The sequence below is a fragment of the Sinomonas sp. T428B genome (assembly GCF_056780155.1).
Map to the genome: position 1 here is coordinate 18,665 of NZ_JBRAZR010000001.1, position 14,436 is coordinate 33,100.

Consider the following 14,436-nt stretch of genomic DNA (forward strand, 5'->3'; position numbering starts at 1 on the left):
CCCCCCGCCTGTGGATAACCTCTCCCCGCCGCCTGTGGACGGCTGTGGACAGGCGTGGCCGCCAGGACGGGCTACGCCTCGCCGGAGGCCAGGAGCGCGTCGAGCTGCCGGTAGCCCTCGTCGACGCCGGTCTCCATGCCGGACTGCAGCATGGCGTCGCGGGCGGCCACCGACTCGTAGGTCGAGTGGATCTCGAGGCGGCACCGCCCGTCGGGGAGGGCGATGAACGTGCTCGTGTCGAGCTCCACCTGCCCGGGGGCGCCCTCGAACTCGAACGTCATGACGACGCGGCTCGGCTCGACCACCTCGTGGAAGGACCCGCGGAAAGCGTACTCGTTCCCGCCCTCGCGCTGGACGAACCGGTAGGAACCGCCCGTCCGGGCCTCCATGTGGTCGATCCTGGTCTCGAGCCGCTCGGGTCCGATCCACTTGGCGAAGATCTCCGGGTCGCAGTGCGCACGGAACACCCGCTCGCGGGGCGCGTCGAACTCGCGGGCCATGTCGATGTACGGCATGCCGGGCTCGGCGACGATCTCGACGGTCCTGCTGGTCGTGCTCTCCGTGCCGGTCTTGCTGGTGTGGGTGGTCATGGCTGCTCTCCTGTGTCTGAGGCCAGGAGCGCGTCGAGGCGCCGGTACTTCTCCTCGGTGCGCTCCCGGTAGGCGTCGATCCATACGGCCAGGGGGCCGAAGGCTTCGGGGACGAGATGGCAGGGGCGGCGCTGTCCGTCGCGGCTGCGCGTGATGAGGCCGGCGTCCTCGAGCACCTTGAGGTGCCGCGACACCGCCTGCAGGGTGACCGGGAACGGCTCCGCGAGCTCGTTCACGGTCGCGCCCCCCTGGGCGAGGCGGGCCAGCAGCTGCCGGCGCAGGGGGTCGGAGAGGGCAGAGAAGGCCCGATTCAGTCGGTCCTCGGCCTCCCGCGCCGGCGCGGATGCTCTCGCGGCCACGTCCCCTCCCCCGCCTCCAGAGGCATTCTCAACTCACAGCTTTATCAACAGACATGTTGAATATCTCCACAGTAGGAGGGCGGCCCTGTGGAGTCAAGGGATCTTTTCCACAGGCCCTGTCCACAGTGTGCGTAACTTACAGGCGTGTAGTTCAGGGGCTGTTCACCCTCTAGCCCCCGACTTGGTGCCGCACCCCGTGGAGCACCGCCGAACTTGTCCCCACCTGTGGATAACTCTGGGGGTAACGCCTGTTGGAAAGTGGACGGCGGTGTGGGCTGTCGGAGGGCGGGAGTAGGCTCGGCACAGGAGGTGTCCACCCATGAGCAACCTGGAGCTTGACCCCGCCGAGACCCTCTGCGGCGCCGAGGCAGCTGGCCCCCAGCAGGCCCTCGAGATCATCGAGCCGCGGGACGTCCCCCTCGGCGGCCCGCGGGCGATGCCCGTGCGCCGCACGCTCCCCTCGAAGCAGCGCTCACTCGTGGGGGCGTGGTGCTTCGCGGACCACTACGGGCCCGACGACGTCTCCGCGACCGGCGGCATGAAGGTCCCCCCGCATCCGCACACCGGGCTGCAGACCATCAGCTGGCTCTTCTCGGGCGAGGTCGAGCACCGCGACAGCGCGGGGCACCACGCGCTCGTGCGGCCCGGCGAGCTCAACTTCATGACCGCCGGCCGCGGCATCAACCACTCCGAGTACTCGACACCGGCCACGACCGTCCTCCACGGGGTGCAGCTGTGGACGGCGCTCCCGGGGCCGTTCCGCGGCGCGAAGCCGGGGTTCGAGCGCTACGTGCCGCCTGCCGTCGTGCTCGAGGACGTCAGCGGCAGCCGTGGCGACGGCGGCGACGGCAGCGCCGCGCGAACAACCGCGCCCGCCCAGCTGCGCGTCTTCCTCGGCGCCCTGCAGGGCTCGGCCTCCCCCGTCCGGACCTATTCGGCCCTGCTCGGGGCGGAGCTCTCGCTCGGGCCGGGCGCCGCCGTCGACCTCGACCTCGCGACAGAGTTCGAGCACGCCTTCCTGCCCGACGGCGGCGCCGCGGAGCTCGACCGCGCGCCCGTCGCCGAGGCCCACCTCGCCTACGCGGCGCCCGGCCGCGCGCGGGTGCGGCTCGCGAACCCCGGCGGCCGAAGGATCCGCGTCATGATCCTCGGCGGGCCGCCGTTCGGCGAGGAGATCACGATGTGGTGGAACTTTGTCGGCCGCTCGCACGAGGAGGTCGTCGCCTTCCGCTCGCAGTGGCAGGCGCAGATCGGCGCGGAGCCGCACGCGGCTGAGCCGGGCGGGGCGGCGACGCACGACGGCGAGCCGTTCGGTCCCGTCGTCGACCTCACCGGGGGCGAGGCTGCCCTGCCCGCCCCCGCCCTGCCGAACGTCCGGCTGCGCCCGCGCGGCGGGGCGCGCGACGGCCGGGGCACGACCGCAGAATCCGACAGGAAGGACACCATGGCCAGCCAGGCACCGACGGACGCAGCAGAGCAGGGCGTCGTCTCGATCGTCCACACCCCGCAGCGCCACCGCTACGAGGTCCGCGTGGGCGACGTGACCGCGGGCTTCACCCAGTACCGGCTCAAGGACGAGGGCGCGGTGATCGCCTTCGACCACACGGAGGTGGGCGAGGAGTTCTCGGGCCTCGGGCTCGCGAGCCGGCTCGTGGAGTACGCCCTCGACGACGTGCGCTCGAAGGGCCAGCGCGTGCGGCCCTACTGCCCCTACGTCCGCGGGTTCCTCAAGCGCCACCCGGACTACCAGGACCTCGTCGTGGAGGGCTTCGAGCTCTGACATTCCGCCGCACTGTCACAGGGGCCCTGATTTCCACAGGCTTGTCCACCGCGTGGATAACTTACAGGCCTGTTGTTCGCGGTGACCGGCGGGTATCCACGGTTTTCTCCCCAGCCTGTGGATAACTTGTCGCCAGAAGTTCACACGCTGTGGACCCGCTCGGCTGCCTCCCCGGCGGCGCCGGTGCTAGCGTGGGAGCACCCGTCTGCCGCCCGGGTTTCCGCCCGGAGCTCGCCCCTGCGAGGAGCGCCATGAGCGTTGTCTGGAAGCCGATCGAGCCTGCCCACGCGCCCGCGTGGGCCGAGCTGAGCAACCTCCTGGCCCGCGTCGACGACACGGACGAGTTCTACGAGCCCGAGGACCTCGTCGAGGAGCTCGCCGAGCCCGGGGTGGACCCCGCCCTTGACACGCTCGCGGCCTGGGACGGGGACACCATGGTCGCCTACGGGCAGCTGCGCGTCTCGGAGGGGCTCGCGGACCGGATGGCCAAGGCCTCGCTCTCCGGCGGCGTGCACCCCGAATGGCGCGGCGCCGGCCTCGGCCGCGCCGTCATGGACTGGATCGAGCCCCGCGCGGCCGAGCTGGCCGCGGACCGCTACCCGAGCCTGCCCCTCGTGTACTCCGTCTGGTGCGGCAAGCCGGACTCCTCGACCGTGCGGCTGGCTGCCGCCCGCGGCTACGGGCCGGCCCGATACTTCCAGGACATGCGCATACAGCTCGCGGGCTGGGCGCCCCCGTCACACGGCCTGGCGGCTCCCGCGCCGGCCGAGAGCGGCGCCGGGGACCACGCCGTCGTCCTCCCGCTCGGGCCCGAGCACGCCGAGGGTACGCGCCGGGCGCACAACGAGGCGTTCTCGGACCACTGGGGCGCCGTCGAGCGCGACGCCGCGCGGTGGGCCGACCAGCTCGCGGCGCGCAGCTTCCGGCCCGCGCTCAGCCGGGTCGCGCTCAGCCCCGACCCTTCGCTGGGCCCGGACGAGGCCGTGGACGCCTACGTGCTGTGCAACGAGTTCGTCCCTGGGGAGCTCTACGTCGCGCTCGTCGGGACCCGGCGCAGGGCGCGCGGGCGCGGGCTCGCGAGCCGACTCCTCGCCGACGTCCTTGTCGCCGCGCGGGAGGCCGGCTACCAGCTCGCGGACCTCGGGGTCGACTCGGAGAGCCCCACGGGCGCCGTCGGGCTGTACGAGCGGGTCGGCTTCCGAGCCCTCCGCACCACCGTCGTCTACGAGCGCCGCCCGTGACGGGCCCTGCCGACGCAGCGGCGGGCCGACCGCTCGCGCTCGTGACCGGCGTCGGGCGCCTCGCGGGGATCGGGGCGGGGATCGCGCGCGGTCTCGCCCGAGACGGCTGGGACCTCGCCCTCGCGTACTGGTCCCCCTACGACGAGCGCATGCCGTGGGGCGTCCGGCCGCACGACGTCGGGCTGCTCGCCGAGGAGCTGCGGGGCCTCGGGGCCGCGGTGCGCCCCCTCGAGGCCGACCTCGCCGACCCGGAGGTGCCCGCGCGGCTGCTCGCCGAGGCGGGGGCGGAGCGGCCGGTGCGGGCCCTCGTGCTGAGCCACGCCGAGTCCGTCGACTCCTCGATCCTCGACACGGGGCTCGAGTCCTTCGACCGGCACTTCGCGGTCAATGCGCGCGCCTCGTGGCTGCTCGTGAGGGCCTTCGCCGAGCAGTTCCCGCCCGAGTGGGCGGGGCTCGGGCGGATCGTGGCGTTGACCTCGGACCACACCGTGCACAACCTGCCCTACGGGGCGAGCAAGGGCGCGCTCGACAGGATCGTGCTCGCGGCCGCGCGCGAGCTGGGGCACCTCGGGATCGCGGCGAACGTGCTCAATCCGGGGCCGATCGACACGGGCTGGATGGACGACGCCGTGCGGGCGTCGGGCACGGCCCGCCAGCCCTGGGGGCGGCTCGGCCGGCCGGAGGACATCGCCGGCGTCGTCGGCTTCCTCCTGAGCGGGCCGGGCGGGTGGATCAACGGGCAGCTCATCAAGGCCGACGGCGGGTTCTCGGCGGGCTAGACTGCGCCGGACGCGCGAAGGCCCCGGCCGGCGCCGCGCGAGGACTGCGCGGACCGGGCGGGGCCTTCGGTTCGCCCGGAGTCCGTCAGTGGGCGGCGGGCGACGGCGCGGACTCCCCGGCCGGGGCGTGCTCGGGCACGCGGTTGCGCAGGAACGCCGCGAGCACGATCGCGACGGCTCCGGCGGCCGCGGCCACGAGGAACGCGGCCCGGAAGCCGGCCACCGCGGCGTCCTGCGCGGGCAGCTCCACGGCGGCGGCGTGGGTCGTCGCGGCCATGACGGCCACGAGGAGGGCGGTGCCCGCCGCGCCGGCGACCTGCTGGAGGGTGCTCAGGATCGCCGAGCCGTGGCTGTACAGGTGGCGCGGGAGCGGGTTGAGGCCGCTCGTGAACGTCGGCGTGAACAGCAGCGCGAGGCCCAGGGACATCGCGATGTGCAGGGCCAGGACGATCCACACGGGGCTGTCCGACCGCAGGAAGCTGAGTCCGACGAGCACCCCCGTGATGAGCGAGGTCCCCGTGAGCGTGAGCGGGAGCGGGCCGACCCGGTCGAACCACTTGCCCACCGTCGGCGCGAGCAGGCCCATGACGAGTCCGCCCGGCAGGAGCAGGAGCCCGGTCGAGAGCGTGTCGAGGCCGCGCAGCTGCTGGAGGTAGATGGGCAGGAGGATCACGACGCCGAACAGCGCCATCATGCCGACCATGAGCAGCGCCGTCGCGATCGTGTACATCGGGTAGGTGAAGGCCCGCAGGTCCAGCAGCGGCGAGCCCGAGCGCTGCAGCGCGAGCTGGCGCAGGACGAACGCGGCCAGGGCCACGCCGCCCACGGCGAGCGGGATGGCCGGGCCGAGGCCGCCCGTGGACTCGCCGCCGAGCTGGCTGAGCCCGTAGACGACGCCGCCGAACGCCGGCACGGTGAGGACGACGGAGAGCGCGTCGAGGCGCGGCCGCTCGCCCTCGGGGGCGCCGCGCAGCTTCGTCGCGCCGTACAGGAGCGCGGCGAGGGCGATGGGCAGGACCGTCAGGAACATGAACCGCCACGAGAGGAACTGCAGGATGATCCCGGATAGGGTCGGGCCGATGGCGGGCGCCACCGAGATCACGATGCTCACGGTGCCCATGACCTGGCCGCGGCGCGCGACCGGGATGAGGTGCAGGACGCTCGTCATGAGCAGGGGCATCATGATCGCCGTCCCCGAGGCCTGGACGATGCGCGCGAGCAGCAGGACGCCGAAGCCCGGCGCGAGGGCCGCGAGCAGCGTGCCGGCGCTGAACAGGCCCATGGCCAGGAGGTAGACGGCGCGGGTCGAGAGGCGCTGGAGGAGGAAGCCGGTGGTCGGGATGACCACGGACATCGTGAGCATGAAGGCCGTGGCGAGCCACTGGACCGTGGTCGCGTCGACGGCGAGCTCGGCCATGAGCCGCGGCAGGGCCACGTTCATGATCGTCTCGTTGAGGATCACGACGAACGCCGCGATGACGAGCACCGTGACGACCAGGCGGTTCTCGCGGCTGATCGGATGCTTCTCTGCCGCGGAGCCGGGGTGGCCGGCGCCCGCGGGCGATTCTTGGGATGCGGAGGGCAAGGGAGCTCCTGGGTGAAAGAGTTTCGGGGAGGCAACGTCTTGTGGGTGCAAACCGCCCGGATCCCGGGATGATTCCCGCCGGGACCGGAGACATCAGTCTCTCACTTTCCTCGGCAGCGCGGGCACAGCCCGGCGCCTCCTGCGGACTCATGCTGTCCGCAGGTCCCTCCTCCGGTACGCCGCGAACGCGGCAGCGACCAGCACCCCAGCGATCGCGAGGACGACGGCGACGGGCGCCCAGTCGGCGTCGTCCGCCGTGATCCGGGGAACCACGTGGAACGGGCTCGTGTCCATGAGCCACTCCGGCGCCTTGAGCACCGGCCCGAAGAGCGTCAGGACGATCCAGTACACGAGCGCGAGCCACGCGATCCAGCGCAGCGCGGGCGCGGCGCCGACGAGCGCGAGCGCGAGGGCCGCGGCGAGCCACACGGCCGGCGCGTGGGCGAGGGTCTGGAGGAACACGAGCCACGCCTCGGTCCGGGTCCCGGTCGCGACCGCCGTCGTGCCCAGGACGGCGCCGCTCATTGCGACGGCGACGGTCGGGGCGCCGAGGGCGACGGCAGCCGTCGGGCCGAGGTACCGCGTGCGGGCCAGGGACGCCGAGAGGACCCACTCGGCCCGGCCCTCGTCCTCCTCGGCGGCGAAGCGCAGGGCCAGCTGGACTCCGAAGACGGCCGCGACGATCGCCATGATGAACGTGAGCATCTTGACGAAGGCGAACACGAGGTCCTCCTCGGTCGCTGCCCGGGCGGCGAGGATCTGCTGGACGAAGGGGTTCTCGGAGAAGAAGCCGGACATCGTGCCCGCGACGAGGCCGTAGACGAGCCCCAGGAGCGCGGACGTCAGCAGCCATGATGCGATGGGGCCGCGGCTGAGCCGCACCGTATGCCGCGAGATGCCCGCCGTGCTCCGCTCCGGGCCGGTGCCCTGCTGGATCAGCCCGGCGCCGAAGTCCCGCCTGCCCGCGAGCCACCCGCCGAGGACGGCCGCCGCGATCCCGAAGGCGACGAGCAGGGCGAACGGGCCCGGGTTGTTCTCCGAGACGGGGCGGATGAGCTCCGCCCAGCCCATCGGGTTGGTCCACAGGAGCCAGTCGGCGTCCTCGAGCGTGTCCCCGAGCCCGCGCAGCACGTAGCTCGCCACGAGGACGGCGGCGGCGAGCGAGTTCGCCGTGCGGGCATACGAGCCGATCTGGGCCGTGACTGCCGCGATCCCCGCGAATGCGATGCCCATCCCGCCCAGCAACCCGCCCAGGGCCAGGGCATCCTCTCCAGCGGCGCCCGCGGCGGTGAGCGTCCCGGCGAGGAGCGCGGCGACCGCCGCCGAGGCCGCCCACGCGAGCAGGACGCCCGAGGCCAGGCGCGCGTGCTGGCCCACCGCGCCGGAGTCGACGAGCTCGGCCTGGCCCGAGTCCTCGGAGGCGCGTGCGTGGCGGGTGACGGTGAAGACGGCCATGAGGGCGGTGAAGAACATGCCGAAGACCTGGATGCGCCACGTCGTGAAGCCGGCCGCCGTGTCGAGGTTCGTCGCGTGGCCGAACAGGAGGGTGAACGCCGGGTTGGTCTGCATGCTCACCTCGAGGACCAGCGCGTCCCGCGGCGTCGGGAAGAGCGAGTCGTAGGCCGAGAAGGACGCGAGCGGGAATGCCGAGATGATCACGACCCACGGCAGGAGCTTCCACACGTCCAGGCGCAGGGCGAAGCGGGTGAGGCGGCCGGTGCCGGCGAGCTGGCTCACGGCTTGCCCCCGTCCTGGGGCAGTTCCTCCTCGGGGGCAGTGCCGCGGTGGCGCGGACGACGGCGGGGCTGCCGGCCGGCGTCGCCCGTCGCCGCCCGCGCGGGCTCGCCGGCGTCGCGCTCCGCCATCTCGGGCGACGGCGGGATCCGCTCGCCGTAGTGCTGGAGGAAGAGGTCCTCGAGGCTCGGCGGGGTCACCGTCAGCGCAGTGACGCCGTGCGCGACGAGGGTGTTCATGGCGGTGCCTAGGCTCTCGGCGTCCACGGTGAAGCGGACGCGGTGGTCCTCGATGCTGAGGTCGTGGACGCCGGGCACCGAGGTGAGCCGGTCGGTGCCGCCGCGCAGGGTCGCGGCGACGCTCGTGCGGGCGTGGCTGCGCATCTGCTCGAGCGTGCCCGTCTCGACGACCTTGCCCTGGCGGATGATGCTGATCCGGTCCGCGAGGGCCTCGACCTCGGCGAGGATGTGGCTAGAGAGCAGCACGCTGCGGCCCGCGGCCTTCTCGCGGCGGATCTCCTCGCGGAACAGGGCCTCCATGAGGGGGTCGAGGCCAGCGGTGGGCTCGTCGAGGATGAGCAGCTCGGCGCGGGAGGACAGCGCGGCGACGATCGCGACCTTCTGCCGGTTGCCCTTCGAGTAGGTGCGGCCGCGCTTGGAGGGGTCGAGTTCGAAGGTGTCGATGAGCTCGGCCCGGCGGGCCTCGTCGAGGCCGCCGCGGAGCCGGCCCATGAGGTCGATCGCCTGCCCGCCCGTGAGCTGGGGCCACAGGCTCACGTCGCCGGGGACGTACGCCACGCGCCGGTGGAGGGCGACGACGTCGCGCCACGGGTCCCCGCCCAGCAACTCGACTCGGCCCGAGTCCGCGCGCAGGAGGCCGAGGAGGATGCGCAGCGTCGTGGACTTCCCCGCGCCGTTCGGGCCGAGCAGGCCGAGCACCTCGCCCTCGCGCACTTCGAGGTCGAGGCCGTCGAGGGCCCGGACGCGACCGAAGGTTTTGACGAGACCGGTGATGCTCACGGCGCTCATGGTGCGATCGTAGGCCCGGGTGGGCCCCGCGGCGAGGGGCGGGGGCTCCTCATGCCGGTGCTGTGCCCCCTCGCTGCGCGGGGTGCGGGCGCCCCGGCGACACGCCCGGAGGCGCGCGACACGCCGTCGGCTCATGTGACGGCGACCAAGTCCGCGGGCGGGAACGCGCGCGAGGGCGCGGGGAGGCTTGGCTTGGGTGAACATTGGGGGAATGGGCGGCAACCGCGAGTTGCTAGACTCGTACAGCTCAGCCCCCGAGGGCCGAGCCACCCCCAGACCAGTCCGGATCGGACGCGACTTCTCGCGCCCGCAGCCGGCCCGCGCCCGCCCGAGACGAGGAGACCCCCGCCCTCATGACCGCCCTGGCCGAGCCCGACTACTACGACGACTTCGACTACCGCTCCGAACTCGACGCCAAGTACGAGGAGGGGTTCGGCTACAGCCCGCAGGTCGACGACGACGAGGACGACGACTTCGACGACCTCTTCGACAACCTCTTCGACGATGAGGACGACGACGACCTCGATGAGCCGGTGCGGCCCAAGCCGGAGCCCAAGCGGGGCACTGCCAAGGCCACGATGGCGAAGACAGCGGCCACGTCCAAGGCCGCCGCTCCGGCCAAGGCCCCCGCGAAGAAGTCCACGAGCCGCGCCGGGGCGGCCTCCGAAGTGATCGTGACGACCGTGGCCGAGCGGCGCGCGGGCCTGGCCGCGCGGGAGGAGGCCGAGGCGCCGGCTCCCGTGTCCGTCGGGGGGACCGTTTCTGTGCAGGCGGCTCCCGTCGCTGCGGCGGCTCCGGCTGCCGAGGCCTCCTCCGCCGAGCCCTCGCCCGCCGTCGCGGCTCCGGCCGTCGAGGACCCTGCGCCGTCCACGGGATCCGCGCCCGGCGCCCCGGTGGCCGACACGCTTGTCGTCGAGGCCCGCGCCGCCGCGGAGCGAGCCAGGAGCGCGGCCGACGCCGCCGCCGCCGCCGCGAAGGCCGCTGTCACCGCCGCCGTGGCCAAGGCCGCCGCGGCCAAGGCTGCTGCCGCCGAGGCGTCGGCTGCAGAGCAGGCCGCACAGAAGGCGCTCGCCGCGTCCTCGGCCGCCGAGCAGGCGGCCCTCCGGGCGGCCGCGGAGCTGGAGCTTGTGCTGTCCGCTGTTCCGGCGGCCTCGGCACAGGCCGTCCCAGCCGTGGTGGAGGCCCCCGTTTCTGCCGTGGAGGCCCCCATCTCGGCTGTGGAGGACCCCATCTCGGGGGACGAGGCCCCCACTTCGGAGGCACAGGCCCCCACTTCGGAGGCACAGGCCGACATTTCGGTGGCGGAGGCCCCCATCTCGGTGGCGGAGGCCCCCATTTCGGCGGATCCCAACTTTGCCCCGAACATCGCCCCCGTGAACCAGCACGTCGAGTTCCTGCGCAAGCTGCGCCCCGGCTTCGAGGTCCCCTACGTGGACCCGATGCACTCCGTGGACGAGTGCCGGATCGTGAGCCTCTTCTCCAACACGGGCGAGGCCAACCCGCGGGGCTACGTGTGGGCCGGCGACGACGCAGCCTCGACGCGTCTGCTGGGCCTGCAGTACCAGCTCGGCCTGCGTCCCGAGTGGATCATGCCGTGGAACGTGCACCCCTGGTACACCCCGGGCGAGGCCAACGGGAAGCTGACCCCCGAGCAGGTCAACGCGGGCCTCAAGCCGCTCCTCGCGTTCCTCAAGCTCGTCCCGCGCGCCTCGGCCATCGTCGCCCACGGCACCGAGGCGAACCGCCTCGCGCAGATGCTGCTCAAGACGGACAACCCGCTCATCTGGCGCCGCGGCCTCAAGGTCTACAAGGCACGCGCCCTCCACGGCCGGGCGTTCGCCGGCTCGAAGGAGCGCCAGACGGAGTGGCTCATCGACATGGGCCGCGCCTACGCGGACGCCATGGCGCGGGCGGGCCTGCAGACCGGCCGATAGGAAGAATCCCCTCGTGGGCATATGCCCCCGAGGGAAACCAGGCGCAGACAAGAAAGACGGCGGTCGCTCTCGCGGCCGCCGTCGTGTGTCTGGCGTGGCAGTGCTGGTGTCCTGTGGCTACTTGCTCGAGCGCGGCTTGCGCAGGTGCGCGACAGGATCGGTGTCGAAGGCTCCTGCCTTCTTGGCCTTCTTGGCGGCGCGCTGCTCCTTGATCGTCTTCGACGGCTTCTTGTGCTGCTCGGGTTGATGGGGCTGCTTGTCGGGCATGCTGAACTCCTTTGGCCATCCCTCATGGGGTCACCCCCCATCCCCTGACGATACGCCGGTAGGATGCTGGGCACCATGGCCGCTTCCCACGCACCCGCCTCGACGACCGCATCAGCCGTCCGGATCGACTCCTGGCTCTGGGCCGTGCGGGCCTTCAAGACCCGCTCGGCCGCGACCGCCGCATGCCGCGCGGGGCATGTGAGGCTCAACGGCAACCCGGTCAAGGCCTCCCAGACGGTCGTCCCGGGGGACACGATCCGCCTCCGCCAGAGCGGCTTCGAGCGGATCCTCGAGGTACACGTGCTCATCGTCAAGCGCGTCGGCGCCGAGGCGGCGTCGCGGTGCTACACCGACCACACGCCGGAGCGCCCGCCGGCGCCGTTCCTCGGCCTGCCCCAGCGCGACCGGGGCACCGGACGGCCCACGAAGAAGGACCGCCGGGACATGGAGAGGCTGCGCGGCCACGGAGACGCCCCATGACAGCACAGCGTCACCTCCATGCAAGGATCGAGGAATGACCGAGAACTCCCGCAGCATCGCCGGTAGGCACGTCGGGCCCGTGGGCTTCGGCTGGATGAACCTCAACCAGGCGTACGGACCGCTCCCCTCCCGCGAGGACGCCGCCAAGCTCCTCCTCCACGCCCTCGACGCCGGCGTGACCCACTTCGACACCGCCACGATCTACGGCGCGACGGCCAATGAGACGCTCCTCGGCGAGACCCTCTCGTCCCGCCGCGGCGAGTTCTTCCTCGCCTCGAAGGGCGGGATGTATTCCCGCGACGGCAAGCGCGTCATCGACGGCCGGCCCGAGGCGATCCGCGCCCATGTCGACGCCTCGCTCGAGCGCCTCCGCACCGAGCGGATCGACCTCTACTACCTGCACCGCTGGGACAGGACCGTCCCGATCGAGGAGAGCGTCGGCGCGCTCGGCGAGCTCGAGCGCGAGGGCAAGATCGGCGCCGTCGGCCTCTCCGAGATCAGCGCCGAGACGCTGCGCCGCGCCCACGCCGAGCACCCCGTCGCGGCGCTGCAGAGCGAGTACTCCCCCTGGACCCGCAACCCCGAGCTCGGCACGCTCGAGGCCTGCCGCGAGCTCGGTATCGCGTTCGTCGCCTTCAGCCCCGTGGGCCGCGGCGCATTCGGCGGCGTGCTCCGCGACCCGGGCACGCTGCCCGACTGGGACCTGCGCCGCTCCCTGCCCCGCTTCGACGCCGACCACTGGCCCGAGAACCTCGCCCTCCTCGACCGGTTCGGCGCCCTCGCGGCCGACGCCGGGTGCTCCCCAGCGCAGCTTGCGATCGCCTGGGTCCTCTCCCGCGGCGATCACGTCATCGCCCTGCCGGGCACGCGCAGCGCAGCGCACCTCGACGAGGACCTTGCGGCCGGTTCGCTCGAGCTGCCTGAGGACGTGTTCGCCCGGGTCGACGAGCTCGTCAACGAGGGCACCGTCTCCGGCCCGCGGTACGCCCCTGCGGCCCAGGCCGACGTCGACACGGAGGAGTTCGCGCCCCTCGGGTGAACCTCCGGGAGGAGGGGGCTACGGCGTCGCGCGGAAGGAGTGCGCGGCGCCGTGGTGCACGAACTGGTCTCCGGTGCCCGAGTCCAGGACGATCGAGCCGGACGTCGAAGCGTCCAGCACCACCGTCTTGACCGGGACAGACGCCCGCGTGTGGTTGGTGGCGATGAAGTTCCCGCTGCCGGAGGCGACGAGCACCATGGTGGGCGTCGCCCCGGACGGGGCCACCTGCGCGGAGGGGACGTCGTAGCTGAGGTGGTTGCCCGTGATCGTGTTGCCGCTGCCGCGCACGTGCACGAGTCCGAAGAGGTCGTCGCGCCCGTTGCCGTACGGCTGCATGGGTCCCCAGGGCTCGGGCTGGCGCACGAGGTGGTTGCCCTGGACGAGGTTCTCGTCGCACGCGCCCTCGAACACGATCAGGCCCGGGTAGAAACCGTGCAGCCGGTTCGCCGTGACTGTGGAGCGCGAGCAGTTCTTGAGCTGGACGAGGCTCTTGCCGCGCGGGAAGACGTTGTTGGCCGCGACGAGCAGGCCCGCGTGCCCCTCGGCGAAGAGGCTGAAGCCCACATAGCCGGCCCCGAGGTGGTTGTCCGTGACGGCGGAGGCCTGGCCCGAGCCGACGAGCTCGATGCAGCTGCCGCACTCGGCGAGGAAGTTCCCGCTGACCCGCAGGGCGTCGGCGTCGCGCACCACGAGTCCGTGCTCGAGGTACACCATGCCCATGCCCTCGATGCGCAGTGCGTCGTTGGCCGTGTCCACGAGGATGCCGGTCTTGCCGTTGAGGTACGAGTTCTGATGCGGGACGAAGGAGACGCCGTCGAGGCAGAAGTTCTCGAACGTGACCGAGCTCAGCCGCGGGTCGCCGCCGCGGGCGACGCGGAATGCCTCCGCGTGGCCGTCCGTGTTCTCGACCCGGATGCGGCTCCCGCCCGGGTTGACCTCGTGCCACGAGGAGGTGTTCCCAGCGTTGTAGCGGATGCTCGACGATGTGAAGCCGTGGCCCGAGCCGCGGATGGTCAGGTAGCTGACGTCCACGGTGACGCGGGTCTTGAGCGAGTAGTCCCCGGGCGGGATGTAGATGACCGCGCCCGGCTTCGAGGCCTGGCTGGTCTGCTGGCCCTTGACGTCCGCGATGATGCTGTTGATCACCGCGCCGATATCGTAGGCGGCGGTCAGTCCCGGGTTGCCGGGAACGGTCCAGGTCGTCACGTCATAGACGGTTGCCATGGATTGCCGCCTCAGAGCATGCCGACGATGCGGGCGTAGCCATCCGGCCGGGGGCCGGGCGGGGAGGGCGGCTGTAGCACGAGGGCGGGCGGTGCGGCATGGGCGAGGCGGCCTCTACCCAGAGTGGCCACCGCGGCGAGGGCTGCGGCGCCACCGAGCCGGAGCGCGGTGCGGCGGGAGTGCCCGGGCGGGACGCCGAGGGACGACGGCGTGGAGGTCGGTCGGTAGGGGTCGAGACGCAGCATGGACTCACTCCTCTTTGAGCAGGGGATGGGCTGGGACAGCTGAGCACGTGGCTGGAGCCAAACGGTGCCAAAACGATTCTTCAGGGCCCAGTGGTCAGCACGATAGGGCCATGCAGCGGGTGTCTGCAAGGGTCAGAAGAGGGTGAATTCT

The 14,436-nt window shown here is 72.5% G+C and carries 14 protein-coding genes; 6 read left to right on the forward strand and 8 right to left on the reverse strand.

Features of this window, described 5'->3' with window-relative positions; translation table 11 throughout:
- Window positions 1–71 precede the first annotated feature (71 nt).
- A complete protein-coding gene (locus tag ACUYMY_RS00090) occupies window positions 72–590 on the reverse strand; it encodes an SRPBCC family protein (protein ID WP_481701609.1) in 519 nt (172 codons plus the stop codon).
- Window positions 587–949 (reverse strand): ArsR/SmtB family transcription factor, encoded by a 363-nt coding sequence (locus tag ACUYMY_RS00095; RefSeq protein WP_481701610.1) that lies wholly within the window; start codon window positions 947–949, stop codon window positions 587–589. The genes ACUYMY_RS00090 and ACUYMY_RS00095 overlap by 4 nt, the downstream gene beginning before the upstream one ends.
- Window positions 950–1,268: 319 nt before the next feature.
- Between ACUYMY_RS00095 and ACUYMY_RS00100 the strand changes: the two genes are divergently transcribed.
- The 3 genes from ACUYMY_RS00100 to ACUYMY_RS00110 all read left to right on the forward strand — a co-directional run bounded on the left by ACUYMY_RS00100 (window position 1,269) and on the right by ACUYMY_RS00110 (window position 4,749).
- Entirely contained in the window at window positions 1,269–2,729 is a 1,461-nt protein-coding gene (locus ACUYMY_RS00100; protein WP_481701611.1) for a pirin family protein, read from the forward strand.
- Between the two features lie 251 nt (window positions 2,730–2,980).
- Window positions 2,981–3,970, forward strand: a complete 990-nt coding sequence (locus ACUYMY_RS00105) for a GNAT family N-acetyltransferase (protein ID WP_481701612.1) — start codon at window positions 2,981–2,983, stop codon at window positions 3,968–3,970.
- Complete coding sequence (locus tag ACUYMY_RS00110) at window positions 3,967–4,749, forward strand: SDR family oxidoreductase (protein ID WP_481701613.1); 783 nt, start codon at window positions 3,967–3,969, stop codon at window positions 4,747–4,749. The genes ACUYMY_RS00105 and ACUYMY_RS00110 overlap by 4 nt, the downstream gene beginning before the upstream one ends.
- Before the next feature lie 85 nt (window positions 4,750–4,834).
- On the opposite strand, the gene ACUYMY_RS00115 is transcribed toward ACUYMY_RS00110, so the two are convergent.
- The 3 genes from ACUYMY_RS00115 to ACUYMY_RS00125 all read right to left on the reverse strand — a co-directional run bounded on the left by ACUYMY_RS00115 (window position 4,835) and on the right by ACUYMY_RS00125 (window position 9,096).
- Window positions 4,835–6,334, reverse strand: coding sequence for a DHA2 family efflux MFS transporter permease subunit (locus tag ACUYMY_RS00115; protein WP_481701614.1), 1,500 nt, complete (start codon window positions 6,332–6,334; stop codon window positions 4,835–4,837).
- A 147-nt stretch (window positions 6,335–6,481) separates the two neighbouring features.
- On the reverse strand, window positions 6,482–8,071 hold the full coding sequence (locus ACUYMY_RS00120; RefSeq protein WP_481701615.1) for an ABC transporter permease: 1,590 nt from the start codon (window positions 8,069–8,071) through the stop codon (window positions 6,482–6,484).
- A complete protein-coding gene (locus tag ACUYMY_RS00125; RefSeq protein ID WP_481701616.1) occupies window positions 8,068–9,096 on the reverse strand; it encodes an ABC transporter ATP-binding protein in 1,029 nt (342 codons plus the stop codon). The genes ACUYMY_RS00120 and ACUYMY_RS00125 overlap by 4 nt, the downstream gene beginning before the upstream one ends.
- A 1,439-nt stretch (window positions 9,097–10,535) precedes the next feature.
- Between ACUYMY_RS00125 and ACUYMY_RS00130 the strand changes: the two genes are divergently transcribed.
- Window positions 10,536–11,030: a uracil-DNA glycosylase family protein gene (locus ACUYMY_RS00130; protein ID WP_481704917.1), complete on the forward strand. Its 495-nt coding sequence runs from the start codon at window positions 10,536–10,538 to the stop codon at window positions 11,028–11,030.
- 117 nt (window positions 11,031–11,147) lie between these two features.
- Here the strand turns inward: ACUYMY_RS00130 and ACUYMY_RS00135 are convergent, their stop codons facing one another.
- On the reverse strand, window positions 11,148–11,297 hold the full coding sequence (locus tag ACUYMY_RS00135) for a hypothetical protein (protein WP_481701617.1): 150 nt from the start codon (window positions 11,295–11,297) through the stop codon (window positions 11,148–11,150).
- 75 nt (window positions 11,298–11,372) lie between these two features.
- On the opposite strand from ACUYMY_RS00135, the gene ACUYMY_RS00140 reads away from it, so the two are divergent.
- Complete coding sequence (locus ACUYMY_RS00140; protein ID WP_481701618.1) at window positions 11,373–11,777, forward strand: RNA-binding S4 domain-containing protein; 405 nt, start codon at window positions 11,373–11,375, stop codon at window positions 11,775–11,777.
- A gap of 34 nt (window positions 11,778–11,811) precedes the next feature.
- On the forward strand, window positions 11,812–12,816 hold the full coding sequence (locus ACUYMY_RS00145) for an aldo/keto reductase (protein ID WP_481701619.1): 1,005 nt from the start codon (window positions 11,812–11,814) through the stop codon (window positions 12,814–12,816).
- 18 nt (window positions 12,817–12,834) lie between these two features.
- Here the strand turns inward: ACUYMY_RS00145 and ACUYMY_RS00150 are convergent, their stop codons facing one another.
- Together ACUYMY_RS00150 and ACUYMY_RS00155 are read right to left on the reverse strand one after the other, a co-directional pair.
- Window positions 12,835–14,040 (reverse strand): NosD domain-containing protein, encoded by a 1,206-nt coding sequence (locus ACUYMY_RS00150; RefSeq protein WP_481701620.1) that lies wholly within the window; start codon window positions 14,038–14,040, stop codon window positions 12,835–12,837.
- An 11-nt stretch (window positions 14,041–14,051) separates the two neighbouring features.
- Entirely contained in the window at window positions 14,052–14,285 is a 234-nt protein-coding gene (locus ACUYMY_RS00155) for a hypothetical protein (RefSeq protein ID WP_481701621.1), read from the reverse strand.
- Window positions 14,286–14,436 lie beyond the last annotated feature (151 nt).

Bases quoted from the DNA above. Each gene is read 5' to 3' on its own strand.
- ACUYMY_RS00090 (WP_481701609.1), bottom strand. From the start codon at position 590: ATGACCACCCACACCAGCAAGACCGGCACGGAGAGCACGACCAGCAGG.
- ACUYMY_RS00125 (WP_481701616.1), bottom strand. From the start codon at position 9,096: ATGAGCGCCGTGAGCATCACCGGTCTCGTCAAAACCTTCGGTCGCGTC.
- ACUYMY_RS00140 (WP_481701618.1), top strand. From the start codon at position 11,373: ATGGCCGCTTCCCACGCACCCGCCTCGACGACCGCATCAGCCGTCCGG.
- ACUYMY_RS00145 (WP_481701619.1), top strand. From the start codon at position 11,812: ATGACCGAGAACTCCCGCAGCATCGCCGGTAGGCACGTCGGGCCCGTG.
- ACUYMY_RS00155 (WP_481701621.1), bottom strand. From the start codon at position 14,285: ATGCTGCGTCTCGACCCCTACCGACCGACCTCCACGCCGTCGTCCCTC.
- ACUYMY_RS00150 (WP_481701620.1), bottom strand. From the start codon at position 14,040: ATGGCAACCGTCTATGACGTGACGACCTGGACCGTTCCCGGCAACCCG.
- ACUYMY_RS00100 (WP_481701611.1), top strand. From the start codon at position 1,269: ATGAGCAACCTGGAGCTTGACCCCGCCGAGACCCTCTGCGGCGCCGAG.
- ACUYMY_RS00105 (WP_481701612.1), top strand. From the start codon at position 2,981: ATGAGCGTTGTCTGGAAGCCGATCGAGCCTGCCCACGCGCCCGCGTGG.
- ACUYMY_RS00135 (WP_481701617.1), bottom strand. From the start codon at position 11,297: ATGCCCGACAAGCAGCCCCATCAACCCGAGCAGCACAAGAAGCCGTCG.
- ACUYMY_RS00130 (WP_481704917.1), top strand. From the start codon at position 10,536: ATGCACTCCGTGGACGAGTGCCGGATCGTGAGCCTCTTCTCCAACACG.